This window comes from Microbulbifer sp. MLAF003, from assembly GCF_030012965.1.
Lineage (GTDB): Bacteria > Pseudomonadota > Gammaproteobacteria > Pseudomonadales > Cellvibrionaceae > Microbulbifer > Microbulbifer variabilis.
Genome location: NZ_CP120232.1, coordinates 3766787 through 3792960, shown reverse-complemented (window position 1 = coordinate 3792960; position 26174 = coordinate 3766787). Strand labels below are relative to the sequence as shown.

Genomic DNA, 26174 nt, shown 5'->3' with positions numbered 1-26174 from the left:
TCCAAGTGTCGCAAATCCCCTCATAGTGTTGCACTTTGAGGGGATAATTACGGGTTAATATCCTAAGCAGTTGATTCCCATTGCAATGGGAATCGGGCAAGACACCATAAGGAGATGGCGATGCTGGAGCTGAACAACCCTGCGCTGCTGCGCACCCAGTCTTATATCAATGGCCAGTGGATCGATGCCGATTCCGGTGCAACTTTTGATGTCATAGATCCGGCTACTGGCAAAGTTGTTGCCAGCATTGCCGACCTTGGGGGAAACGAAACACGTCGTGCCATTGAGGCTGCCGCTGCCGCGTGGCCGGCCTGGATGGGAACACCGGTCAAAGAGCGTGCCAGGATACTGCGTCGCTGGTATGACTTGGTTATTGCCAATACCGAAGATTTAGCCAAAATACTGACTGCCGAACAGGGGAAGCCCCTTTCCGAGTCATGCACTGAAATTGTCTACGGTGCCAACTATATCGAATGGTTTTCCGAAGAGGCTAAGCGTGTTTATGGTGATGTGATAGCACCGCCTGCCAGCGACCGCCGTATAGCAGTAATCAAGCAGCCGGTGGGTGTTACCTGTTCCATCACTCCCTGGAATTTCCCTAGTGCCATGATTGCCCGTAAGATGGCCCCTGCTTTGGCCGCTGGTTGCCCCTTTATTGCCAAGCCTGCTCAAGAGACCCCGCTCTCCGCACTGTCCCTGGCTGTGTTGGCTGAGGAGGCAGGTATTCCCGCCGGTATCTTTAATATTGTCGCTGGACAGAATGCACCGGCTATCGGTGCCGAGATGACTTCGAATCCCCTGGTGCGCAAGTTCACTTTTACCGGTTCAACCGCTGTAGGCAAGCTGTTACAGGCCCAATGTGCCCAGACCATGAAGAAAACCTCCATGGAGTTAGGCGGTAACGCGCCCTTTATTGTTTTTGACGATGCGGATCTGGATGAGGCGGTAAAAGGTGCCATCATCTGTAAATACCGTAATGCGGGCCAGACCTGCGTCTGTGCCAACCGGATTTTTGTGCAGGAGGGGGTTTATGAAGCGTTTTCACACAAGTTTATTGAAGCGGTCAATAAGCTAACCCTGGGCAACGGCGTAGATGACAAAACCGATGTTGGGCCCATGATTACTACCAAGGCCGTTAAAAAAGTAGAGTCTCTGGTGGAGGATGCCCTGCAGAAAGGTGCGCAGACCCTGGTTGCCGGAGGGCCCAGTTCTATAGGAGATCACTTCTATTCCCCTATGGTACTTGGTAATGCCACGGATCAGATGCATCTATTTAAAGAGGAGATTTTTGGGCCTGTCGCGGCCTTGTATAAGTTCTCCACCGAGGAAGAGGTTGTGAGGATGGCCAACGATACTGAATTCGGCTTGGCCTCCTACTTTTACTCCAGGGATATTGGCCGTGTTTGTCGCGTATCTGAAGCCCTTGAATACGGCATGGTGGGCGTTAACGAGGGCATAATTTCCAATGAGATGGCACCGTTTGGTGGAGTGAAGGAATCTGGCCAGGGACGAGAGGGGTCCAAATACGGTATTGAGGACTACCTGGAGGTAAAGTACTTGTGCATTGGCGGCATTGATAAATAAAAAAACAGCAACTGGTTTAAAATGTCCGGCTCATTAATGGTTACTTGGAATTTCCATGGTTGTTGAGCCTATAGGGCGTGTGCATTCCTGCTTTGGTGAGAAATTTGGTGTGCCCCGGCAGCCAATGCTTGCCGACGCCAGTCGTGCAAGTATTGAACTATTATCACCATTGAATGTAGCGGATGCGGTAGCGGGTCTGGAGGAGAATAGCCATATATGGGTGGTATTTCTGTTTCACCAGGCAGCTGGGCAGTGGTCTGCCAAAGTACGTCCCCCGCGATTGGGTGGTAATAAAAAGCTCGGCGTACTCGCTACCCGCTCACCATTTAGGCCAAACAATATTGGCCTTTCTGTAGTCCGTTTGGTAGAAGTGCGAACCTCACCAAAAGTTGAATTGGTTGTTGCTGGGGCTGACCTGGTAGATGGCACCCCGGTATTGGATATCAAGCCCTATGTGCCCTATGCCGATGCATTACCATCCGCAGAGAGTGCTTTTGCCGGTGCCGCTCCTGAATTGACCCCTGTGTTTATCCCCGAGGAGATTCTGCACCAGGCAAGGGAGTTCTGCGATGACTGGGGAACAGATTTACCACGGTTAATTGAGCAAGTACTGGCCCAAGATCCCAGGCCTGCTTATCAGCGGACAGATCCTAAGCGTGTCTATGGGATGAAGCTGTGTGGTTTTAATCTTTGCTGGCGCTATACCGGGAAGGGAATAGAAGTGGTCTCCTTAGTTGCTCTGTAAGATGCCTTAAATTTTCTATCTTAGGGTGTCCCTATATGTCTGGTAAAAACAGGATATCCACTTTCAGCTATTTCAATGTAGCTGCCAGCGTTGGAGTCTAATATAAGTCCAATACACGAGTAATACTTTGCGGAATCAATTTTACTTGGAGATAATTTGAGGGTGATTTTTAGGTTAACTTGAAAATAGGGCCTGAATGTTTGCAATCGTTTTCTAAAATTAGGTGCACAATTTTTAAAGGCGCTTAAAAGAGTTCTTCGCGGTTTGAGTAAATAGCTTTCTAGGCGATTGTGGCAATAGTGAAATTATAACCGTAGTGGAAAATATAAATATTTATAAGGTTCTGCCTGGGAGTTTTTTCTTTTAGGTAAATATTTACCTATATGCTAATGGCTTGATTGTTTGGGTGAGGCCTGCGTGTGATTTACTTAAATCATTTATTTTTTGTCCCTTATAGAAAGGGGGTGTTCTTAAAAATTACTTTACACGAAAAAAATGCTCAAAAAATCATATGTAATAAGTCAACTCATGATGTGACTGTTCGGGCATGCTTTTTTCAAGTGTATCCAAAAGCATGTCGTTGGATTTCTCTGGTTACCTTTGAAGTAGTAATATGTCACGTATTTTCAGGGAAATTGCAATTTCCTCTTTACTATAACCACATAAGAATAGCGCTCATTGATTTAGAGGGTACCCCATGTCTGTACGTGAATCCTTTCGCTACCAGGATCTTGATGCGTTGCGAGTTGGCCGCTTTAATATGGGAGTCAACACCACTTTTGTTGTATATCGGCTGAATGGCACAGTGATTGACACAGGGCCCAGTAATCAGTGGCGCTATGTCAAACCTTTTATCCAAAGTGGTCCCATCAACCAGCTTTTGCTCACCCATCACCATGAAGATCATAGCGGTAATGCTGGACTTATCCACCGCCTGACCGGTGTCCAGGCTTTGGCTCCTGAGCAAACCATTAGTATTCTCAGGAAGGGGTTTCGCATACCGCCCATGCAGAAACTCTTCTGGGGTACTGCGGGCAAAGCAGAAGTGGCGCCGCTGCCCGGGAATATCTTTATTGGTAAAGAAAGAGTTGTACCTCTGTTTAGTCCAGGGCATGCTAAGGATATGACTTGCTATTTAATACCGAATCGCGGTTGGCTATTCAGTGCGGATCTTTATATTGCCAATTACCTCAAATTTTTGCGGATAGATGAGCATATCCCCACTTTACTGAAAAGTATTAAAGGGGTACTTGATCAGGAGTTCGACGTAATTCTCTGTCCGCATCGAGGAGTGGTAGAGAATGGGTGGAAGCAGCTTAATGAGAAATATGAATTCCTGCTAAACTTAACTGGTGATGCACAAAATTTACAAAAAAAGGGTCTGTCCCTGGAAGAAAGTACTTTGCGTCTGCTGGGTAAAGAGGGTTTGGTTAGCAAACTCACCGGTTATAATTTTTGCAAGAGAAACCTCATTGCTTCCTGTTTGAATGTTAATCTTGATGAAATGCCTCGATTTTAATGCCTCTCTAAGAAATTTTTAATGTCCTTAGTATAATAGTTTTTAGGTCGGTTTGGTTTCATTGACTTGATTGCCTTTGAGGGGTTAATTAAGTTGCTTTGGATTTAGGTGCGTAAAGGCCTCTACTGCTATTTTGATTTTTATAGTTGTTGGTTGGAATTATTTTCACTTCGCATACACTGGAGGTGGTCGGTGCTCAATATAGTAGTTTTGGATAGCATTGCACTGGGTATATGATCAATAATCAGTGAGGAGGGATTATATCTGGTGTTGGTCGCAAGCTAGATGGTGGCGAGGTTTCTTGGGGCGCCAGGTGATGAATGAACGATATACCTTGTTTTTGGTCCGGAGTACTGTATGTAAATCTGTTTTTATATTATTTTTCTGCTTCAATAATAAATCTTTTGATTCTTATTCCTGCATTTTTGCGAGTCTTGGGCTCTATCTTTTTAAAATATTTACTCATGACTTGATGAGAAAACTTTTCTCTTTGCGGGGGCTGCAAATGTCTAAACTGGGGTACCCAAGATAAGAAAAACGCTGTGAGCGTGTCTCGGGTCCCAAAGTTTTCCACATGATGAATTTCATCAATCCTGGGTAGGTAAAATCCTGACCCTTCGATATAATTACGCATTTCGTTGAGCGTATAGTGGTTGTAGGGATCGAGAAAACTCTCAAAATATGGTTGCCAGTCATTATCGTGTTGGAATTCGTATACTGTATCCCAGAAATTCTCATGACCAACCTGAAAACCGACCACAATCTTGCCACCTTCCTTTAAGTGCTTATAGAAGCCATCCCAGACCTTCTTCTGGTCTGCCACCCAATGTAGGCAGCTGAAGGAAAAAATAATGTCGAACTGCTCATTGAACTGAATTTCGTCGGCACTCATCTGCTCGAAGGAAAGATTGGGTATGCCAGTGTGGACTTTACGGGCGTGGTGAATCATATCTTCAGTGAGATCCACACCGATAATTTTACCATTCTCAAGGCGTTCGGCTAGATAATGGGTGATTCTGCCATCGCCACAGCCGACATCGAGAATGGCACTGGCCTTTTGATAGTTGCAACGTTGTATGGCTTCCATTGCATGGCGCCACTGCATGGAGGACGCTTTTACATATTCCTGAGCCTGCCATTTATCGTGTCTGATGGGCTTATCCATGGTTTTGGCACCCTGTTGCTTATTCGGTGGGAGTTTCTCAGTCTAGCCCAAATACAATTACAGGAAGGGATAACCGCGAGTTGCTTTTCTGTCGGTAAAAGCATATCTGTAAATTAGACTTGATCAGGGATGAATTTTCAGGGAGTGATATCGTGAAACTTAAAGGTTCTTGTCATTGTCAGTCGGTGCGGTTCACCTTGAACTCCGAGCAACCCTATCCTTTCAATCGCTGTTACTGCTCAATATGTCGCAAGACTGCTGGGGGAGGGGGCTACGCAATAAACTTGGGAGGAGATTTCAATTCCATGAAGGTTGATGGCAAGGAATTTTTATCGGTTTATCAGGCTAGAGTAGAGTGTCCTGAGCGGAGTGAGGTTTTTGAAAGTCCAGCTCAACGCCATTTTTGTTCCAGGTGTGGCAGTGCACTTTGGCTCTGGGATCCACGTTGGCCAGAGCTGGTACATCCCTTTGCCTCAGCTATAGATACCGAGTTGCCTATCCCTCCTGAGCGGACCCACATGATGTTGCAGTATGCCAGGCCTTGGATAGAGCCAGATATTCACGAGAGTGATCAAAGCTTCGACGCTTACCCCGAGGAATCCCTGGCAGAATGGCACAAATGCCGTCATCTTAATGTGTAGGTCATTACCCAATGATGATATTAAATGAAGAGAGGCGGAGCGAGCCATTTGGCCGCCCCGCTTCATTGTGTTGTTCAGGCAAGTTATTCTGGGGCTAGGTAGAGAACCAGGTTATTGAGAAAGCTCAGAAGGTCGGCTTTTTCTGTATCACTCAATGCATCAAACTGTTCTTTACTGGATTGAGCTTCACCACCGTGATAGAGAATGGCTTCGGTCATCGTTGTTGCGCGTCCGTCGTGTAAGTAGGGGGCTGTAGAACCTACGCCCCACAAGTTTTCCGTTAGGAACACTGATGCGCCTACATTGCCCTCGTCGAACTCCTCCGCCATGGCCCTACCCATATCGTGCCGTTTAAGGTCGCCATATAGACGTACAATAGCCCCACCATTTTCAGATTCTTCAAATTGTCCCAGGGTTTGTCCTGAGGCGAGTTCCTGAGGGTTATCGAGAATATCAGTCAGTAGGTTGAACTGTAGTGAAGTTGTCGGCAGGCCGGCAATGTCTCCTGCTGGGTATGTCTCGTCACGGAAGCTGGCATGCTTGGAAGGCTCGTAAAATATTGGTGATGCCACTTCCATTTCAGGGCTGTGGCAGGAAGCACAGTCAATAGAATTAAAAATCACTTCACCGTTTTGAATGCCGGCAATATCAGCTTCGCTAAGTGGTAGACCGTAAATCTCCTGTTCCTCTTCACTCAATGTGCTGATTACACTATTGAGTTCAAGCTTGGTAACGGGACGAGGTTGGGCGGCATTATAAATGGCCAGTGCAGTGATATCCCCAACACTGAGTTCGTTGGTTACTGAGTCAAAATCGCTATCGGCATCCCCCACCAGCTCTGTAGCTTGCATGCCAAGTTCCTGGTGAGCAGCTCCACGTACAAAGGCGCGGACATAACCCGTGAGCCCTTTCCACTCAAAAGGACGAACAACCAGGTCTGTATCAATGCCATCGAGATTATCGTAATTTACATTTCCACAGGAGACACTGATTTCACCAAAGTTAACCCCCTTGGTTATCATTTTCACTATATGACTTTCTCCTGAGTTACAACTTTCGGAGATGGCGTCGTCGCGTAGTGTATGCAGTTCCGTGGTCATTTCTTCAGCAACTAGCTGTACCGCCCCCATGCCAAAGAGGTGTGGCGATTGACGCTCGATAAAGCCTTTTTGTTTACGTTCCGGGTCCATACGGATCACATTGTCATTCACACCGCCACCGCCATCGGCCACGGGTACATTGTGGCAACTAATACAGGAGTCACCATTTGGACCGGTGGTCCTGTGCGGTAGGATATTGGCCCAGGCCATGGGGCCTTTTAGATCCGGCCTTGGAAAACTGGTAAAGCGTTTACCATTGCCGACGTTGACTCCAACTCCGTCTAGGGCGTTGTAATTCATTTCGAACAGTTCATCCCCCTCCTCAAAGGCGTGCACATAGGCCTCTATGGGATCCATGGCTTCCAACTCCGATTGCTCCAGGTGGCCACCAAGGTGCCTCTCTACAGCACCGGCCTCGAGGATTTGCACAGTATTAAAGATTTCACTGAAATCAAAGGGCTGTTGCCGGGATGGTCTGGGTCCTTTTCTGGCATTCTTGGGAACTCGGTTTTTATCGTGTTTGGAACCAAAGTCAGCCAATATGGGTACCGGGGTAAACAATAGGGCTGATAGTGCCATTGAAATAGGTAATAGATGCTTTTTGGAAATCATTAACTGTATCTCCCGATTCTGATGAGACATGGATGGAGCGATTATGTCTATGCAGATACGCTTGATATGAGACTGAATTGACTACTTTCCTGTGGCTAAACAGTCAGCTATAGGAATAATTGCCTATTCATTGAAAATTTAAATTTTTCAGTCTCATTAGGTGCACTTTCATAGAACTAAAGTGCATCCATGCAGGCCTTGAAAAAAAAACGTTCGAGACCTTAGGCTTAAAAATCGGGAAATATAATTGAGAAGACCCATCTTTTGCCCAGGATTGATTATTACTTCCAGCCCAGGCTCCAACCCCGAATATTTATTTTTGCCCATAACCCGTTGCGTGCTTGCACAACTCTGTTGTAATTGTCTGACATGTCTTAGTTGTCATGTTTTGTCCTGTAGTTCCGTGATTCTGAATAAAATTTTCCAAATGTAAATCTTCAAGTTGGCAGTGAGTGGGGAGAATCTGTGAGGTGTGAATGCGAAATGTGTAAAAAATAAGGATGCAGGAAGCAGTGAGGGGATTGCAGGGAAGATTGTGGCTCACAGGTATCTTAGGCCTCAACATTTTGGCGTTCTTTCCTTCTTTTGGAAAGCTGTGAGCTAATTAAGGTGATTAGTGGTTTAGACTAGAAATCTGTTAAAACTGGAGAATGGCGTAAATTACATCAATGTGGCGTGAATTATTGCTTCTTTGACATATATTTCAATAAGTAAAGAGTGAGATAGTTTTACCTGTTCTGACTGCTATAGTTCCGGGGGCATGGTACATGCTCAAGGTTATCTAAATTATGGGATTTAGTGATTAATAAAGTTTGTTTGATTTATAAGTGTGTGAGATTTTCAGGCTGGTTGTGAAATAGGGTAGCCCAACTGGAAGAGAGTTTTGCTTTAGTTTTATGAAAAAAAATAAAAGAAAGATTAGTTGAAAGAAAACACAGGCTCTTGAGCTGGTATATTAGAGGTATTGTCGCTTAATATCCAGTTTGGGTCTGTCTGAAGTGAGTTCGTTGGGGAAAGTGTTTTTATTATTGGAAGTAAGTTGCTGGAATAGATTCTGATGCACAGAAAATTGAGCATCTAAAGATAAATAGGGAATTTCAGGAAATATGTTCGTAATTTTAATTGAAAAAATATCCTGTTTATATCACCGTTGTCTATTTGAGGTATTGTCAAATAAGGGAGTGCAAGGTTTGAGTAGCAACTTTGTTGTATGTTGTAGTTAAGGAGTATCAGATATGAAGATATTAATCGCCACTGATACTTACCCACAGCAATTAAATGGTGTTTCCAGAGTTCTTGATAAGACTTATAAAGAACTCACCTTACGCGGGCATGAGGTTAAAATATTATCAGCTGATGATTGTATGGCCTTTCCATGGCCAGGATACCAGGAAATAAAAATTGCAGTTTTCCCTGGGCAAAGAGTAACCCGGATTGTGGATGAGTTTTGCCCTGATGCTATTCATATTATGACAGAGGGCCCGGTGGGATGGGCGGTGCGAGGTTATTGTAAACAACGCGGTCTAAGATTTACTACTTCTTGGCTTTCCAGACTTTCAGAATATATATCAATCCGAGTAAAAATTCCTGTCAGCTGGTTACATAATCTTTTATTGCGGTTTCATCAGTCAGCGGCGCACACAATGGTAACAACAGATGGCATGGCATCTGAAGCTAAGGCTATGGGGATTACCAGGGTAAGACACTGGCGGCGTGGAGTAGAGTTGGATAAATTTCGTCCAGTAGAGTCGACAGTCTTCGATGGTTTGCCTAGGCCTGTTATGTTGAATGTGGGGCGTGTTGCCGTTGAAAAATCACTGGAAAAATTTCTCTCGCTTGAGCTTCCGGGAACTAAGGTTATCGTAGGGGATGGTCCCCAATTAAATATATTAAAAAGAAAATTCCCATCAGCAATTTACATGGGGGTTCGTGAGGGGGAGGCGCTGACAGAATGCTATAGCAGTGCAGATGTTTTTGTATTTCCCTCCTTAACTGATACTTTTGGCCTGGTTAATCTTGAGGCATTGGCCTGTGGTTTACCTGTTGCTGCTTACCCAGTTACTGGCCCAAAAGATATTATTGGTGATGCTCCTGTAGGAGTAGTGCATGAAAACCTGAAAGTGGCGATTGAGCGCGCTCTTTTACTTAAAGGAGAAGATTGTATTGCCCATGCCAGAACTTTTTCGTGGGATGTTGCTACAGAAGACTTTCTCTCCGGGTTGGTGCCTGTCAGGGTGGAAGAGCCGGTTGCTGTGGAGTTCTAGTTTTCATTCATACCATAGGATGAATTTTTTCTAATTTAAGAGGCAGGTTTTCGGTAAATTTGATCTGTAGTGTTTAAGTATAAACTAATAGATCGGCCATTATATATGGTTAGACATTTACCATCTCAATCATTTGGTGTTTCAGTTTTATTATATCGATCACATCACCTTGAGCTGCAATCTGTAAAACCTCGGTGTAATTTTCAATTATTTTTTGGATATAAGCCGTTATATTCGCTTGTACAGCATGGATCTCATGGAATCTCAGGATGGCTATTAGGGCTTTATCGGTGTGCGAATTTGCTTGGCGTCAGAGAATTGATCATTCAAAATGATTAGAGAGGCTTAGGAGACGCCATCAATATCACAAGCAAGGAAATGTCCGCCATACACTTATAATGAGAACATACGACACCTGAGTCAGGTTATGTCATAGTTTGTGACTTAATCCCAGACTGTCGGAGTATGTGTTGTAACAATTCCAGGAACAATGCCGCCGAGGAAGCGACAATTGTGATTGATAGAAGAAATTTTTTAATAAATATCCTGGGTTTTTTACTACTGGCGGGAAGTACACATCTCATTGCCCAGGAAAGTATATCTGGAGACCATGTTACTGTTCGTTGGTTGGCGCCTTCAAGTTTTGTAGATCGAGCCAGTGAAAAAATCGGTTTCTACTTTGAAGTTGACCCCGGCTGGCACGTTTACTGGCGTAATCCCGGGGACTCGGGGGCGGCACCGCGATTCACCATAACTCCAAATGGAGCCGAGGTAGGGGCAATTGAGTGGCCATTCCCCTCTCGTCTCAAGATAGAGCACCTGACCAACCTAGGGTATGAAGGGAATGTCGCCTACCTGTTCGATTTAACTCCTGACAGGGGAGGCAAGGTAATTGCCTTAAGCGCCGAGCTTGAATGGCTTGTGTGCAAAATAGAATGTATTCCCGGGTTTGGCACTATGACCTTAACCCGCCCGGTGTCAGATGAGACTCGCTGGTCTTCAGCGAACCTGGATTTGCGGAATCACTTTGCAAAGAGGGTTCCCCAGTCAAGTGTGTATAGCCCCTGGAAACCGATTTCTCTGGCGGCGCAGGGCAAAGATCGAATTCATCTTTTACTCGAGTCGGAAACGGCATCTAAAGCACCTAAAGTATTCCCCATAAATGGTGACCTATTTACCGCGTCAAAGCCGAAACTTCAGCGGGAAGGAAAGACGCTGGATTATACTTTTGGGCGCCAACCTGGTGCTGCCTTGAGTGAATCTGCGGATTTTGTGTTAACGGATGGTACTCGTGCCTGGCGCCTGGATAGAGTTTCGTTTGGTACAGCAATGCCAGAAGCAAAGTCGCGCCCTCTATGGCTTCTGGTCCTCGCTGCCCTAGCAGGTGGGATTATTTTGAATTTGATGCCCTGTGTTTTTCCCGTACTTTCCATCAAGTTATTGGGATTGGTAAACGAGGGCTATAGCGAGAGGGGCAGGTGGCGAGAGGGGCTTTTATATGGCGCTGGGGTGCTTACTACATTTGTCGCCTTGGGAGTATTGCTTCTGGTACTTCGCTCATGGGGTGCGGCTATCGGCTGGGGGTTTCAATTGCAATCCGCTCCGGTGGTAATGGCGCTGATAGCACTTTTCTGGCTTATGGGTTTGTCATTCAGTGGTGTCTTTGAGTTCGGGCACCGCCTGGTAAATCTAGCTGGCGTCAGCCGGGGGGCTCTTTTGCAACTGGGGTGTTGGCTGTATTCGTAGCGGCTCCCTGTACAGGGCCTTTTATGGGAGTTGCATTGGGTACCGCGGCTGTATTGCCGGCGGTTGAAGCACTGCTTATTTTTCTAGGATTGGGGATGGGTCTTGCCGCACCTTTTGTCTTACTCTGTGCCAGCCCAGTTCTTTTAAAGCGGTTGCCGAGGCCCGGTCCATGGATGGAAAAGCTGCGCCAATTCCTGGCTTTTCCTCTCTACGCGACTGTCATCTGGCTGCTTTGGGTGCTGGGGAGGATTCTGGGGGAGAGCGGTTGGTTAATCGGTGCCTTATTATTGTTGGCAGTTACTTTCACTTTATGGCTCGGATATAACTTTTCACGTATCGGCCGTATTATTGCATGGATATTGATGCTGACTTTTTTGGTGATTGGCTATTCGACCTTAACCCCGAAAGAGAAGACGTTTTCCAAGGTTGCTGCCGGTTGGCAGGAGTATGATCGCAGTTTATTGGATCAGGCCTTGGAAGAGGGGCGTCCAGTATTTATCGACTACACTGCGGCATGGTGTATTACCTGTCAAGTGAATAAAAAACTAGTTTTGGATACGCCTGAAGTACAAAGATTATTCCATAAGAATAAGGTTTTGCTACTCCGTGCGGATTGGACCAGGCAGGACCCAGAAATCACAGAGGCTTTGGCTGCCTTGGGACGTAATTCTGTGCCGGTCTACGCCTGGTATCCAGCTGGATCCAGAGAACCGCAGCTTTTGCCACAAATATTGCAGGAATCCATAATCGCCGATTTATTCAATGAAAAAAGAAAAGGCAAATAGAAAAGGGCAACTGGTCATGGGTATGAAGATTATAAATAGCAGCCTCTTCTCGAAAGGCTGGTTATGGTTTTTTTATTGCTCTCATCCAGTGTGGCGGCAACTGCCGTACCGGGCGAAAAGGCGCCAGATTTCTCAGTTGTTGATGCTCAGGGGGATAAGCATTCATTGGCAGATTATGCGGGTCAATGGCTTGTAATTGAATGGTTTAACAAAGATTGTCCCTATGTAAAGAAACATTATGGCAGTGGTAATATGCAATTCCTGCAGAAAAAATATACTGAGCAGGATGTTAGATGGTTAACAGTTATTTCTTCCGCCGAAGGCAAGCAGGGATACCTGGAGCCGGCAGAGGCACTTAGTGTGGCCAAAACCCATAATTTAAGTGCCAGTAGACCTTTTTTATTGGATACCAGTGGTGAAATGGGGCGTGCCTTCGGTGCGAAGACAACACCACATATGTTTATTATTAATCCTGAAGGGAAAGTGGTATATGCAGGGGCAATTGATGACAATGACTCAGCAAATCCCTCAGTTATCGCCAATTCCCACAATTATGTCTCTGCTGCCCTGGATGCATCCCTCAAAGGAAAAGTCGTTCCACGGTCATCATCCAGGGCCTATGGTTGCAGTGTAAAGTATTAGAGAAGAGGTGGTAGAGGTGCGGGATCACTGGGTTCGGCTGGCGGGAAAATTTGCAGTCTTCGCCTTGCTTGTGATTCTGGTGACAACAGCAGTTGCTTACTATCAGCAGCGAGATGTACCAAAAGAGCAGGCACCTCCCCTTAAGGGGGAGTCACTTCACGGCAATCTCCTCGACCTTCAGCAGATGACAACCCAGGGACCGGTACTTATCTATTTTTGGGCAACCTGGTGCCCCTACTGTCGTATAGTTTCTCCAAAAATTTCTGAGTTGGCCCGTGAGCACCAGGTTATTGGTATCGCTATGCAGTCTGGGTCAGAGGAGGTGGTGGAAGAGTATATGCAGCGCTACAACTTAAAATTCCCCACGATCAATGACCCCGGAGGAGTTACCAGTGCCCTTTGGGGGGTCAGGGTTACACCGACTATGGTTATAGTAGGGAGTGATGGAAAGATAGCCTGGGTAACCAGCGGCACTACTACCAAGCTGGGACTGAAGCTGCGCTTGGAGTTGACTGAATAGCAGGCTTATTCCGGCTGGATTCGGTTTTTCTTAAGAGCGAGAGCCGGAATGTCGCCTGAAGAAAATTTGCTGATTTACCGATTTACTCAACTCCAAACAGGATAATCAGCAGGATGGCACGATATGCCTTTCCTGAGGTGAGATTTCAATGCCTACTTTCCAGTGCCGGAGGGTTGTGTGTCGGTTATTGATTCTTTTGACTATAAGGACCTGGATGCACAAAGGGTTGGCAGGTTTGACTTTGGAATCAATACGACGTTTATCGTATATCGATTGAAGGACACCATTGTTGATGCTGGTCCCAGTAATCAGTGGAAATACGTGAAGTGGTTTGTTAAGAATAAGCCTTTCAAACAACTGTTGTTAACTCACCACCATGAGGACCACAGTGGTAATGCCGGCTCCATTTATAAACTTACGGGTATTCAGCCTCGGGCTCCCAAAGCAACTGTCGAAATCCTAAAGAGGGGTTTTCGCATACCGCCAATACAGCGTCTGATATGGGGGGCTGCGGGATTGGCTGAAGCTGCAGAATTACCGAAGGATCTGCGAATAGCTGGTGAGAAAGTAATTCCCATACCAGCTCCAGGGCATGCGAAGGATATGATTTGTTATCTGATGCAGGATCGCGGCTGGATTTTTACTGCGGACCTCTATGTTGCCAGCCATCTAAAGCTGTTGCGCAAAGATGAAAGTATCCCGACCCTGATGCAAAGTATCCGCAGGGTGCTTGAGTATGATTTCGAACTGATTCTCTGTCCGCATCGGGGAATGGTTGAGAATGGAAAAAAGCGTCTGCAGGATAAATATGACTATTTGTTGGAACTGTCCAGCGCAGCACAAGAACTCGGTCGACAAGGGCTGCCACTCAAACAGATTACCAAAAAGCTTCTGGGGCGCGAGAATTTAATGGGTTTGTTGTCCGGATATAATTTCAGTAAAAGAAATCTGATCGCTTCATGTATGGCATTTGATCCATCCAAGTATTTCAAATAGATTCCTCTTTAAGTATGAACGATAGAGTGTCTTGTGGGTGAGTCTCTGCCGTGTTAAAAAATCAATCTTATAAAAGTATAAGGAATAGGAATTTGAAAAAGTTGGGATTACTCGGTGGTATGAGTTGGGAGAGTACCCAGACTTATTATCAGTTGATTAATCAAGGGGTTAATCGTCAGCTTGGAGGACTGCACTCGGCTGAGATTATTCTATACAGTGTGGATTTTGCGGCAATTGAAAAATTGCAAGTTGCTGGAGAGTGGGAGGAATCAGGGCAGTTACTGGCCAGATCTGCTCAGAGGATCCAGGCGGCGGGCGCAGACTGTGTATTGATATGTACCAACACCATGCATAAAGTGGCCAGCCAGGTAGAGCTATCGATTAACATTCCGTTGTTACATATTGCCGATGCCACGGCCGAGGTTCTTGTCCGGGAGGGAATGAAAAAAGTTGGATTGCTGGGTACGGCATTCACAATGGAGCAGGACTTTTATCGGGAGAGAATCCAGAGTAAATATGGGGTAGCAGTTATTGTTCCTGAAAGGAGTGATCGAAAAAAGGTACATTCGATTATCTTCGATGAGCTTTGCAAGGGAGACTTGCGTGAAGATTCCAAAAAAGAGTATCTGAGAATTATTCAATCTTTGTCAGATAGGGGGGCTGAGGCTGTGATTCTTGGGTGTACTGAAATAGGCTTGTTGGTCACTCAGGATGATATCGAGGTTACCCTCCTTGATACTACTCAAATTCATGCGGCTAAGGCGGTTGAGTTTGCTCTTTCATAACTAAAAAGCCGATTGCAACGTTGAGAATTACTCAATTTAGTGCTGGGTGATTCTTAACTATTGCCCTCTAATATAATTTCTTTTCAGAACTTCACTCTCTTTAGGATGGTTTGTTTGATTATCGAATCAAGTTATTCTGGTCTCGTTGATTTCACTCTTCCGAATAGAGGTTCATTTTTTTAAGTTCCATAACCGATTTAAATAAAATTTAAATTGATCCAGGCATATGTCGGTTGTTACGAATGACATAAATGTCGACTTAATCAGATAAGGCATGATTTAAATTGTCAATATCTGTTATTTAGGTATTTTAATTTCTCATTTTTACTGGCACTTTCTATTTGTGTCACGCTTTTTGCAGTGATCATTAATGATGATAATCTTCGGTCGGTATACGAACTCCTGCAGTATGTTGTCCGTTGTAGTGTTGGCCAGCTTTAAATGTACTTTTTTCTAATAGTGATTTTTCGCTATCAATATATTTTGAGTGTCAGAAAGGTTGAGTAGTTTGGCTAGGAAGATAAAACAGATAATTAACAGGGTAATTTCATGAAAGTAAACAAGAGGCGTTGGTTGGCATCTTGTAGCGCTCCATCGCTGTTGGCGATGGCGGTAGCTGCAGTGTCCAGCCCCGTTATCGCTGAAGATGCACTTATAGAGGAAGTAATCACAATAGGTACTCGAGTTGAAGGCCGCTCGGCTACAGACTCATCTGCACCGATTGATGTTGTCACTGGCGATGAATTTGTGAATCAGGGAGATGGCGATCTCAATAACCTGTTGCGCAACGTCGTGCCTTCCTACAATGTGAATGCTAAGCCAATCTCTGATGCTGCATCGATTGTGCGCCCTGCCAACCTGCGCGGACTACCACCGGATAGTACCCTGGTTCTGGTAAACGGCAAGCGCCGTCACCGAGCTTCTGTGATTGCTTTCCTCGGCAGTGGTGTATCTGACGGCGCCCAAGGGCCTGATATTTCGGCCATTCCCGCAATTGCCCTGAAGCAGGTGGAGGTCTTACGTGACGGTGCAGCTGCACAGTACGGGTCTGATGCCATTGCCGGTGTGATTAACTTCCAGCTGAAGGATGCTGCTGAGGGTGGCTCGGTGGAAGTCAAGCATGCGACTACTGCTGAGGGTGATGGTGATCAGAGTATGGTTGCCGCCAACTTTGGCCTGCCATTGACTGATTCGGGCTTTGTGAATTTCAGTATGGAGTATCGTGAGCAGGACTCTACTAGCCGAAGCACTCAGCGGGATGATGCTGCTCAGCTGATCGCCGATGGCAATACTTTCGTTGCTGACCCTGCACAAATTTGGGGGCAACCAGAAGTTAATGATGACACCAAGTTCTTTATCAACAGTGCTATTGAACTGAGTGATAAGGCGGAGGTATATGCTTTTGGCAATTATGCCAGTCGCTCCACAGACGGTGGATTTTATTTTCGTAACCCAGAAACTCGGTCAGGTGTTTACGCGGATGATGAGGGAAATCCACTGATCGGTGATCTCGATCCAACGAATGGTACCGATAGTTGTGAGAGCGTTTCGGTATCCGAAGCTCATGATTTAGATGAATGTTTCTCTTTTACGGAAATACTTCCCGGCGGTTTTACGCCTCGTTTTGGTGGTGATTTAGAAGATTATTCTATGGTCTTCGGCCTGCGGGGTGAATTTGCCAGTGGTATTGGTTATGACGTTAGCGCCAGCAGAGGGCATAACAAAGTAGATTTCAATATCTACAATACTGTAAATGCCACCATGGGGCCGGACACCCCAACTAAGTTCAGCCCTGGCGGTTATGCACAAACTGAGACAAACTTTAATATCGATCTCACTAAAGCTACAGAGATTGCTGGCAAGACATTGTATATGGCTGGCGGTTTTGAGTGGCGAGAAGAAGAATTTGAAGTTAATTTGGGTGATGAAGCCTCCTGGTACAAAGGCCCCTTAACCGAACAGGAATTTTCGATTGGATCAAATGGATTCCCAGGTTTTGGACCGGAAGTAGTGGGTACTTTTGATCGCGACAATATCGCGCTTTACACCGATTTTGAACTGGAGGCGACAGATAGCTTACGTCTTGGCGCGGCGCTGCGCTGGGAGGACTTCTCTGATTTTGGTGACACTTCTAACTTCAAGTTGTCTGGGCACTATGAAGTTAATGAGATATTGGCGTTGCGCTCTACAATCAGTACGGGTTTCCGAGCACCTACGCCAGCCCAATCAAATATCAGTAACGTAACTACAGCCTTTACTGAAGGGCAACTTCAAAATAAAGGCACTATCCCCCCCACTAATCCCATTGCTGAATTGAAAGGCGGTAAACAATTACAACCGGAAGAGTCCGAGAGCTTTACTCTTGGCGCTATTGTGTCAGCTGGGGACTGGGAAGTTACCCTGGATTATTTCCAGATAGCCGTAAGCGACCGTATTACGCAGTCAGCTGACCAGAAGTTGAGTGATGATGAGCGTGCTCAGCTAGTGGCAGATGGCATTAGCGGCGCTGATTCTTTGGACTTCTTCCGCTTTTATACCAATGACTTTGATACCAAGACCCGTGGCATTGACCTGGTTGCGACTTACCCTCTGGGTGAGGCCACAGACCTGAGCTTTGCTGCAAACTGGACTGATACTGAAGTAACAGATTATAGGGAAGAGACGATTAGTGATATGCGTCTCAGGCAACTGGAAGATGGACTACCAAATATTCGTGGTAATGCCACGATTAATCATGTAGGTGATGGCTGGCGCGGTCTAGTCCGACTGAACTACTATGGCAGCTACTGGGAAGCGCATCTGGATGACTACAGCTTGCCTATTGATGCTGGTGATGAGTGGACAGTAGATATTGAGGGTGCTTATGAGTTTAGTGAGTCTCTGTCCCTGATTGCGGGTGCTGAGAATCTGTTCAACAATTATCCTGATAAAAATCCCTGGTCTGGTGTTGCTGGCGCTGAATACCCAGAGACTGCACCTATGGGCTTCAATGGTGCACTTTATTATTTACGTGCACAGTATGATTTTTAAAGTCTACAGCGATGTAGTTAAGCCCGTATAAATATTAGACTCAGCCGATTAATCGGTTGAGTCTAATAATCGGATTCTTATTAAATAAAAAGTCCACTGTAAAAATTAGCACTTACATATCCCAAAGGGAGTTAGTGGCCATTGAAAGGGTGATACGCTCTTTATCCTGGATCTGTTTGAGGTCTTCGAATATTTCCTTTACCTCCATTGACTCTATAGCTCCATATACCGCCTCGTACAAGCTGGAGAAGTAACGGTCCACCTCACGGCCCATATTGTTAATTTCTTTGATTGTTGGTGGATTACTTAATGGTAGGTGGCGAATAAAGTCCTTTGCACTCTCCTCGTGAGTGTATTGCAGCCACGTTTTCATCACTTTTTGTTGCGCGACTTCGCCATAGTTGGCAAGGTTTCTGGCCATCCGTTGCTCATGCTCGAGCATGTGTTTCAATAATAGTTGGGTTCGGTAGTCGTCTGATTTCTCAAGCAGATCCTCATAGAGGCTCGCCATATCCAGGTGAAATTTCTCAGCGTCTTCGATAATTTCAAATGCCTGTTTGAAAGTTTTCATAATTTTGCCCTTTGGTACCTGTTGGCTTTTTATTGGGCGGAAAAAACAGGTCGTGCGCTTGTACGGCCATACCCTTAAGTATCGTTATAGTGCATTTATCCAGTTGATCAAGAGTTGGGGAAATATACCAAATACAAGTAAAGCTCCAGTCAGAATAATTAATAGTAAATTCCCGGAGGTGGCGATTTGCACGCTTCCACTGGGTTCTTCGGTAACTATATTATCTCTTTGTACCATGATCAGTAGAAGGCGCAAGTAGTAAAATAGCCCCAGTGCACTACCAATAACTACACTTGCTAGAAGTATCCACAATTGCCCCTCTATACCAGCGGTGAAAATATAAAACTTGCCAATAAAGCCAATAGTTAATGGGATACCGGCAAGGGATAAAAGCATTGCCGCCATGCAGCCGGCGAGCCAGGGGAGCGCCATAAGAGCCCCCGATAAAAATCGCACTGATATGGATTTTCTGAATTTAGAGTGGGATTTTCAGGGTATTCACCGTTGAGAACTTTCTCTTCAACTGAATCTGCAATTAGACCTACCACAGCGAAGGCACCTAAGGTGGTAATGATGTAAGCTACAAGGTAATAGATAACAGCTTCGGTGCCAAAAGTGCTTTTGCCGATAATAAATGCGACTATCAGGTAGCCAATATGGCCTATGGAAGAGTAGGCTAATAGCCGCTTGATATTAGTTTGCATTAGGGCCAGGAGATTCCCCACCAGCATACTGGCCACAGCCGCAATAGACAGCATATCAATAAGTACCTGGCTTTCATAAAGATCCAAAGTACTAAAAAAGCGCAATAGGAAGCCGATAACGGCACCTTTACCCACAGTGGCGATAAGCGCTGTAGTTGGTGTCGGAGCACCCTGGTAAACGTCTGGAGTCCAAATATGAAAAGGCACCAAGGATAATTTAAAGGCTACTGAAATTAGTAGGAGAGTAACTCCGGTTGCAAACAAGGTGGAGGTTTGTGAAAGCTCCGTCATGTGGGATGCTATTCCACTAAAGCTTAAGGAGCCGCTGGCACTGTAGATCAGGGCGATACCAAATAGCCCCAAAGCTGTGGATAAAGCGGATAGGAGCAAGTACTTAATTGCTGACTCTAGAGATTGCAGCTGCTCTTTTTGTGGGGAGAGGTCACCATTTACGGCAAATCCAAGCATGGGATATAAAGCGAGGCTGATCAGCTCGAGTCCGAGGAAGAAAGTAGCAAAATGGCTTGCGAAAACCAGGGTGGTGGCCCCTAGCATCGCCAGTAACAGGAGGATATAAAACTCCTCTGGATAACTGCCGGAATTTACTTTTGGGTTGCATCTCATGCGTAAGTAACTGTATCCCATGATAGATACAGCAATTGCTGTCAGGAGTAACAAAAGGGCGAAGAAAAGTGAGGTGTGGTCTACCAGTAACAGTCCAGTTACTTGGATAGAGCTGGCTCCAGTGGACAAGGTGCCAGCTACCCAGAAGCATGAAATGCCGGCGAGCACCAAAGTGATAATAGTGGTCGCTAGTGCTCCGACATGCCCTCGCCAGAATGATACCTGCAGCAAGAGAATGACAATTCCTGCACTTACTAACAATAGAGGTAGTATTCCAAATAGTTCCTGTGCATTCATGGAGACTTATCCCCTGTTGAAATTAGGATTTCCTGGCGCTGCGATTTGGAGGACAGGAGGTTTTGATCTGGAGCCACTGCTTTAATCTCGGCTATTGCCTGGGTAACAGTGGGTTCAGAAATATTAAAAATTGGCTGTGGGCGCAGCCCTATCACAACTAAAAGTAGTGCGAGAGACAGCAGGGCACAGGATTCTCGAAGGCTGAGGTCAGCTGTATCTCCACTCTCTGAAGGTGATTCAAACTGATTTCTCAGTTTCCCGAAGAAAACCCTCTGCATCATCAACAATGCGTAAAGTGCAGCCCCAATCAGGCCGATAGCGGCGAGTGCGGTGATCCAATGGTTACTACGGAAACTGCCCACCAGTACAGTAAATTCAGCAACGAAGTTCCCCAGCCCCGGAAGTCCGAGAGAAGCGATTGCGAAGAATAGTGCTACTGCTGACAATTTCGGCAGGATGGCCCAGACTCCGCCCAGCTGTTGCATATCCCGTGTATGCAGTCGATGCTGCAATGCACCAACAAGTGCAAAAAGAGCTGCGGTGCTCAAGCCATGTGCAATCATCTGCATCACGGCACCTTGCACCGCGATGGTATCCAGTGCATAGAGACCGAGCAGTACAAATCCCATATGGCTGACACTCGAGTAAGCAACCAGCCTCTTCATATCTCTTTGTGCGAATGCCAACATGGCACCGTAGATAACACTGATTGCTCCAATAGTCATAGCTACCGGGGCGAATGCCATAGAACTCTCGGGAAACAATGGTAAGTTGAAGCGCAACAAGCCATAAGCCCCGGTTTTTAAGAGAATAGCTGCCAGTAGGATACTACCAGCGGTTGGAGCTTGGGTATGGGCATCTGGCAACCAGGTATGAAATGGCAATGCCGGTAATTTCACAATAAAGGCGATAAAGAAACCGAGCATCAGCCAGTAGGCGGCATTGGCTGTAAGTTCTGCGCCGAGCAACTCGTTGTAGTTGAAAGTAAGCTGACCGGAGTTCCTATAGTGGATATAAGCCAATCCAACTATAGCGATAAGCATCAACAAGCTACTAGCTTGGGTAAAAATAAAAAACTTAATGGCGGCATAGATTCGCTTTTCATAACCCCATACAGCAATTAAAAAAAGCATGGGAATCAGCATGACTTCCCAGAAGAAAAAGAATAAAAAAAGATCAATAGCCGTAAAAACTCCTACAACTCCAGCAAGTGTCCAAAGAAAATTAAAATAAAAAAATCCACGACGAAAATTAATATCGTTCCAGGTCATGACCAGTCCAAAGATACCCATCGCTATCGTCAGGGTAAGCATCAGGAAACTCAGGCCATCAACTGCGAGATGAAAACTAATACCAAACCTGGGAATCCAGGCTGCTTGTAAGCTGTCCCACCATGGTCCACCTGACACTGATTGTGGAGTACCCAGATAAGACCAATAATTAACAAGAAGTAGCGCTGCTAATAAGAGGCTGACCAAGCTAATCCAGCGCCCACCCTTTTGAAGATAGCGCTCAGAGAGCCAGGCAATAATACCTCCCGCAAATAGAATAATTATGATTGCCAGTAATGTCATAGGGCCACCAAGAGAGCGAGGAACAGAATGGAACCAGCTGCGAAAGTTGCCAGATACCAGCGTACCTGGCCATTTTGGGAAGAGCTGAGCAGGCTATTCAGTTGTTGGCTGAACGCCGCGGTGCCTTTATATATGCTATCGATTATGTCCTTGTGATTTAGACGTGCCAGGTTTCTAAATGGTTTGGCCAAAAGGTTTTCGTAAAGCCAGTCAAAACCCCAGCCGCTAAACCAAAATTGCATAATCGGAGAGCGCTTTTCGCCAATCTTTTGCTGCTGCCGAGAGAGTCCCCAAGCTATAACAAGCCCGATGAGTGGCATAGCAATGGCAATCCCCTCTACCCAGGCAGCTGGATGCTCCCATGTTTGTGTTCCAAATACTGACTGAAGTGGTGGCGCCAACATCCCACCAAAAAGTGCGAGCGTGGCGAGTATTGCCAAGGGCACACGCATTACTGTGTTATTGGCATCTTTGCAGTGGGATGAGGATGAACCTTCACTCCCTGCGAATACAAGGAAGAGAACCCGGAAACTATAAATTCCAGTGACCAGGGCACCTAAAATGCCGGCTAACCACAGACTGTTAAAACCGTCATGGAACTCCCATGCACGTAAAAGAATCTGGTCTTTACTATAAAACCCAGAAGTAAATGGCAGTGCCGCCAGGCAAGCGCATCCAATGGCGAAACAAATAAATGTAAATGGAATTCTTCGGTAGAGCCCACCCATGGTAAAAATATTCTGCTCATGATGCAGGCTTAGAATCACAGAGCCTGCAGAGAGAAATAGTAGTGCCTTGAAGAAGGCGTGGGTCATCAGGTGAAAGATGGCTCCAGACCAGGCACCTACGCCGAGTGCAAGGAACATATATCCAATCTGGCTGATTGTGGAATAGGCGAGTACACGCTTGATATCGCTTTGTGCAATAGCACTGAAGCCGGCCAGTAGCAGAGTTAGCGCGCCCACCACGGCAACAGCCGTCATTGCAGTCTCTGAGAGCATGTAGAGCGGATGCATACGGGCAATAAGGTAGACTCCAGCCGTCACCATTGTGGCCGCATGTATTAAGGCACTGACTGGTGTTGGGCCAGCCATGGCATCAGGTAGCCAAGTCTGCAGTGGTAGCTGGGCTGATTTACCAACTGCACCACCCAATAGCAACAGCGTGGCAACTGTGATTATTTGTGAATTTGCCCCGGAGCTATCTGCAGCGGAAATGAGTTGCGGGATATTGAGAGTGGAAAACTCAAAGAAAAGCAGAAACAGTCCAATGGCCATGGCGGTATCGCCAATGCGAGTGACGATAAATGCCTTTTGCGCAGCTGCGCCGTTGGCTGGATTTTTGTACCAGAATCCAATTAACAGATAGCTGCATAGACCGACTCCCTCCCAGCCCAAATAGAGTAAAACCAGATTGTCAGCCATTACCAGAATCAGCATGGCGCATACAAAGAGGTTCAGGTAGGCAAAGTAGCGGCGAAAATCTGGATCTTCACGCATATACCCTGCTGAGTAGAGGTGTATCAAAAATCCGACACCTGTAATAATCATCAGCATAACCAGCGTAAGCCAGTCTACATGAAAATTGAAACCCAGCTCCAAGTTATCTACCAGCATCCACTGCCAAAGGGCGATATTCACGACTTCCCCAGGGTTCTGCCAAAAGACAGTCGTCGCGACAATAGCAGTGAGTAGTGCGGAGATTCCGACACTACCAACCCCGATAGCAGTGACAAATTTTTCTGAGGGTTCTTTTGAATAAAATAATGGGATAGCCACCAACAACAGGAAGCCAATAAGCGGTAGAAGTGGCACCCAGGCCAAAAGTCCCTGCATATTAACCTCTTAGTTCATTTAATTGGTCTATATCAACTGTGTGTTTGCGGTGGTAAAACTGGAGAACCAGCGCAAGAGCAATCGCTACCTCGGCCGCAGCAAGAGTAACCACAAAAACAAACATTACCTGGCCATCGGCATTTCCCCAGTGAGCACCGGCAACAACGAACATCAAAGCTGCGGCATTAGTGCATATTTCGACACACATCAACATAAAAATGATATTACGCCGCATCATTAATCCAGCAAGGCCCAGACAGAAAAGGATCGATGCTAAAAGCACACCGGCCTCTAGCCCCGGTGCAGTTTCAAATGGCATTGTTTGAATCTCCCTGGTCAATTTTTCTGCGTCGTGCTAAATGAAAAGCACCGACCAAACCAGCGAGTAACAACATTGACGCCAGCTCTACCGCTAATACATAGTGGCTGAAAAGGGCAATTCCCACCTGTTTAGGGCCGATATAGTGAAAGGTCTGTGTAGATGATATCTGGCCACTACTGACCAATAGAATCAATTGAACCAGCAGGAGAGCAGATAGTATGGCAGGACCAACCCAGGTGGTGGGTTGGAGCCAGGCTTGTTCCTGCACAACCGTAGAGTCCCCTTGGTTGAGCATCATAATTACAAAAATAATCAGTACCATTATGGCGCCGGCATAAATGATTACTTCCAGCGCAGCTGCAAGAGGCGCACCGAACTGGTAAAAAATTACCGCCACAGCTAAAAGGGAAGTAACCAGGTAGAGCAGGGCATGCACGGCATTTTTATGAAAAATTACCATGATGGTAGAAATGATAGCGATCGCTGCAGTAAGGTAGAAAACAAAATTCATTCAAGCTCTCCCTCTCAAATTATTTTTATGTTTTCATTTGTAAGGCCACTTTCTCTGCAAGAAGGCCAGCTATATGACTGTTTCCTTACAGATTTAGACTCTTAATATTGATCGGTGCAGCTTCATTTTCAGCTTCACCTTTATCTTTCCCAGTGATGGCCTTACCGGCCACCTGATAAAAACTGTAATCGTGATACTTTCCCGGGCCGTTGATCAGAAGGTCTTCCTTCTCATAAACCATATTTTGTCGATCGTATTCGCACATCTCAAAGTCAGGGGTCAGCTGTATGGCATAGGTGGGACAAGCATCTTCACAGAGGCCACACATAATGCAGCGTGAGAAATTGATACGAAAATACTCCGGCCTCCAGCGTCCATCTGGGTCTTCGGTTTTCTGTAAAGATATGCAATCAGGGGGCAGGCTACGGCACAGAGATTACAAGCCACACAGCGCTCATCGCCATTGGGGTCACGAGTGAGAATGATACGGCCTCGATATCGTGGAGCCAGATACGGTTTTTGATCGGGGTACTGTACGGTGACATTACGCCGAAACAGGTGTTTGAAAACCAGCCACATACTGCGGAGTTGACTCGCGATCATGTATTTTCTCCAGCCAGTATTTCAGCAAAGAAGCTTGGGGCTAGGCAGTCCATAACAATACCCCCGCGGTGACAAGTAAATTAATCAATGCCAATGGCAACATTACTTTCCAGCCAAACTTCATCAGCTGGTCATAACGTGGGCGTGGCAAAGAGGCTCGAAGCAAAATAAAAATTGCCACCAGGATTGCAGTCTTCAGACAAAACCAGATAATGGGCGGTAGCCATGGCCCATGCCAACCACCTAGGAAAAGGGTCGTAATTAAAGCTGAGATAAGAATTACGGCCAGGTATTCGCCTACAAAGAACATCCCAAATTTCATACCGGAGTACTCGGTATGAAAGCCGGCAGTGAGCTCGTGTTCCGCTTCGGGTAGATCGAACGGGGTTCTCCGGCTCTCTGCAATACCGGCAATGAAGAACACAATAAAGCCGACAAATTGGGGCACGATAAACCAGCGTTCAGCTTGAGCGTTGACAATATCCCGCAGGTTAAAGCTGCCGGACATCATAACTACACCCATCAGGCTCAAACCCATAAAGACTTCATAGGAAACGGTCTGTGCTGCGGCACGTAACCCCCGAGAAGGGCATATTTATTATTGGAGGCATATCCCCCAAGAATAATGCTGTACACCGCAATAGAGCTCATCGCCAGTACAAATAGTAAGCCAATATTAAGGTCCACCACGCCAATACCCGGGGACATTGGCACCACGGCGAAAGCAATCAGCATGGTGGCCATCACAACTGTTGGCGCCAGTACAAAGACCGGAATATCTGCAAAGCGGGGGATGAAGTCTTCTTTAAAGAAAAGTTTAATCATGTCGGCAAGCACCTGAAGGGTACCGAAAGGGCCTACGCGATTAGGCCCGGGTCTGTCCTGCCAAAAACCGAGTAGACGCCGTTCACCCCAGGTTAAAACTGCCGCGAGTATTACCGTGGCAATTAATACCCCGAAGATATTCAGCAGTGTTATCCAGATCGGTGTGCTCATTGC

Annotated in this window: 22 protein-coding genes and 1 pseudogene; 12 read left to right on the top strand and 11 right to left on the bottom strand. The window is 46.1% G+C overall.

The window, feature by feature from the left end:
- The first annotated feature begins 120 nt into the window (after nucleotides 1-120).
- The 3 genes from P3339_RS18170 (at nucleotide 121) to P3339_RS18160 (ending at nucleotide 3848) form a co-directional block, all read left to right on the top strand.
- Nucleotides 121-1584 carry an NAD-dependent succinate-semialdehyde dehydrogenase gene (locus P3339_RS18170; RefSeq protein WP_282951457.1) on the top strand — a complete coding sequence of 488 codons (1464 nt, stop codon included), beginning with the start codon at nucleotides 121-123 and terminating at the stop codon, nucleotides 1582-1584.
- A gap of 55 nt (nucleotides 1585-1639) precedes the next feature.
- A complete protein-coding gene (gene tsaA / locus P3339_RS18165) occupies nucleotides 1640-2329 on the top strand; it encodes a tRNA (N6-threonylcarbamoyladenosine(37)-N6)-methyltransferase TrmO (RefSeq protein ID WP_020412180.1) in 690 nt (229 codons plus the stop codon).
- 697 nt (nucleotides 2330-3026) lie between these two features.
- Nucleotides 3027-3848, top strand: a complete 822-nt coding sequence (locus P3339_RS18160) for an MBL fold metallo-hydrolase (RefSeq protein ID WP_282951456.1) — start codon at nucleotides 3027-3029, stop codon at nucleotides 3846-3848.
- A 376-nt stretch (nucleotides 3849-4224) separates the two neighbouring features.
- On the opposite strand, the gene P3339_RS18155 is transcribed toward P3339_RS18160, so the two are convergent.
- Nucleotides 4225-5013, bottom strand: a complete 789-nt coding sequence (locus P3339_RS18155) for a class I SAM-dependent methyltransferase (RefSeq protein ID WP_282951455.1) — start codon at nucleotides 5011-5013, stop codon at nucleotides 4225-4227.
- Between the two features lie 152 nt (nucleotides 5014-5165).
- On the opposite strand from P3339_RS18155, the gene P3339_RS18150 reads away from it, so the two are divergent.
- The gene (locus P3339_RS18150; protein WP_353056847.1) at nucleotides 5166-5654 is read left to right on the top strand and encodes a GFA family protein; all 489 of its coding nucleotides are present in this window, start codon (nucleotides 5166-5168) and stop codon (nucleotides 5652-5654) included.
- A gap of 83 nt (nucleotides 5655-5737) precedes the next feature.
- Here the strand turns inward: P3339_RS18150 and P3339_RS18145 are convergent, their stop codons facing one another.
- Entirely contained in the window at nucleotides 5738-7366 is a 1629-nt protein-coding gene (locus P3339_RS18145) for a di-heme oxidoredictase family protein (protein WP_282951454.1), read from the bottom strand.
- Nucleotides 7367-8601: 1235 nt separating this feature from the next.
- Between P3339_RS18145 and P3339_RS18140 the strand changes: the two genes are divergently transcribed.
- The 8 genes from P3339_RS18140 to P3339_RS18105 all read left to right on the top strand — a co-directional run bounded on the left by P3339_RS18140 (nucleotide 8602) and on the right by P3339_RS18105 (nucleotide 18134).
- Complete coding sequence (locus P3339_RS18140; protein ID WP_020412185.1) at nucleotides 8602-9630, top strand: glycosyltransferase family 4 protein; 1029 nt, start codon at nucleotides 8602-8604, stop codon at nucleotides 9628-9630.
- Between the two features lie 513 nt (nucleotides 9631-10143).
- Nucleotides 10144-11376 (top strand): protein-disulfide reductase DsbD domain-containing protein, encoded by a 1233-nt coding sequence (locus P3339_RS18135; RefSeq protein ID WP_282951453.1) that lies wholly within the window; start codon nucleotides 10144-10146, stop codon nucleotides 11374-11376.
- Nucleotides 11358-12161, top strand: a complete 804-nt coding sequence (locus P3339_RS18130; protein ID WP_502867309.1) for a protein-disulfide reductase DsbD family protein — start codon at nucleotides 11358-11360, stop codon at nucleotides 12159-12161. The genes P3339_RS18135 and P3339_RS18130 overlap by 19 nt, the downstream gene beginning before the upstream one ends.
- 63 nt (nucleotides 12162-12224) lie before the next feature.
- A complete protein-coding gene (locus P3339_RS18125) occupies nucleotides 12225-12803 on the top strand; it encodes a thioredoxin family protein (protein ID WP_282951451.1) in 579 nt (192 codons plus the stop codon).
- A 16-nt stretch (nucleotides 12804-12819) separates the two neighbouring features.
- On the top strand, nucleotides 12820-13323 hold the full coding sequence (locus tag P3339_RS18120; protein WP_282951450.1) for a protein disulfide oxidoreductase: 504 nt from the start codon (nucleotides 12820-12822) through the stop codon (nucleotides 13321-13323).
- A gap of 177 nt (nucleotides 13324-13500) precedes the next feature.
- Nucleotides 13501-14319 carry an MBL fold metallo-hydrolase gene (locus P3339_RS18115; protein ID WP_282951449.1) on the top strand — a complete coding sequence of 273 codons (819 nt, stop codon included), beginning with the start codon at nucleotides 13501-13503 and terminating at the stop codon, nucleotides 14317-14319.
- A gap of 50 nt (nucleotides 14320-14369) precedes the next feature.
- Nucleotides 14370-15104: an aspartate/glutamate racemase family protein gene (locus P3339_RS18110; RefSeq protein ID WP_282951448.1), complete on the top strand. Its 735-nt coding sequence runs from the start codon at nucleotides 14370-14372 to the stop codon at nucleotides 15102-15104.
- A gap of 549 nt (nucleotides 15105-15653) precedes the next feature.
- Nucleotides 15654-18134: a TonB-dependent receptor plug domain-containing protein gene (locus P3339_RS18105; RefSeq protein ID WP_282951447.1), complete on the top strand. Its 2481-nt coding sequence runs from the start codon at nucleotides 15654-15656 to the stop codon at nucleotides 18132-18134.
- A gap of 112 nt (nucleotides 18135-18246) precedes the next feature.
- Here P3339_RS18105 and P3339_RS18100 read toward each other — a convergent pair whose 3' ends face one another.
- The 9 genes and pseudogenes from P3339_RS18100 to nuoH all read right to left on the bottom strand — a co-directional run bounded on the left by P3339_RS18100 (nucleotide 18247) and on the right by nuoH (nucleotide 26171).
- Nucleotides 18247-18705: a hypothetical protein gene (locus P3339_RS18100; protein WP_020412192.1), complete on the bottom strand. Its 459-nt coding sequence runs from the start codon at nucleotides 18703-18705 to the stop codon at nucleotides 18247-18249.
- An 84-nt stretch (nucleotides 18706-18789) separates the two neighbouring features.
- Nucleotides 18790-19137, bottom strand: coding sequence for a proton-conducting transporter transmembrane domain-containing protein (locus tag P3339_RS18095; protein ID WP_282951446.1), 348 nt, complete (start codon nucleotides 19135-19137; stop codon nucleotides 18790-18792).
- Entirely contained in the window at nucleotides 19071-20330 is a 1260-nt protein-coding gene (locus P3339_RS18090) for an NADH-quinone oxidoreductase subunit N (RefSeq protein WP_282951445.1), read from the bottom strand. The genes P3339_RS18095 and P3339_RS18090 overlap by 67 nt, the downstream gene beginning before the upstream one ends.
- Nucleotides 20327-21904 (bottom strand): NADH-quinone oxidoreductase subunit M, encoded by a 1578-nt coding sequence (nuoM, locus tag P3339_RS18085; protein WP_282951444.1) that lies wholly within the window; start codon nucleotides 21902-21904, stop codon nucleotides 20327-20329. Before nuoM ends, P3339_RS18090 begins: the two co-directional genes overlap by 4 nt.
- Nucleotides 21901-23739, bottom strand: coding sequence for an NADH-quinone oxidoreductase subunit L (gene nuoL / locus P3339_RS18080; protein ID WP_282951443.1), 1839 nt, complete (start codon nucleotides 23737-23739; stop codon nucleotides 21901-21903). Before nuoL ends, nuoM begins: the two co-directional genes overlap by 4 nt.
- A gap of 1 nt (nucleotide 23740) precedes the next feature.
- The gene (gene nuoK, locus P3339_RS18075) at nucleotides 23741-24058 is read right to left on the bottom strand and encodes an NADH-quinone oxidoreductase subunit NuoK (RefSeq protein WP_020412196.1); all 318 of its coding nucleotides are present in this window, start codon (nucleotides 24056-24058) and stop codon (nucleotides 23741-23743) included.
- A complete protein-coding gene (nuoJ, locus tag P3339_RS18070; RefSeq protein ID WP_020412197.1) occupies nucleotides 24048-24572 on the bottom strand; it encodes an NADH-quinone oxidoreductase subunit J in 525 nt (174 codons plus the stop codon). The genes nuoK and nuoJ overlap by 11 nt, the downstream gene beginning before the upstream one ends.
- 85 nt (nucleotides 24573-24657) lie before the next feature.
- Complete coding sequence (locus tag P3339_RS23840) at nucleotides 24658-24900, bottom strand: 4Fe-4S binding protein (protein WP_502867308.1); 243 nt, start codon at nucleotides 24898-24900, stop codon at nucleotides 24658-24660.
- 315 nt (nucleotides 24901-25215) lie between these two features.
- Nucleotides 25216-26171, bottom strand: a pseudogene (gene nuoH / locus P3339_RS18060) (NADH-quinone oxidoreductase subunit NuoH).
- Nucleotides 26172-26174 lie beyond the last annotated feature (3 nt).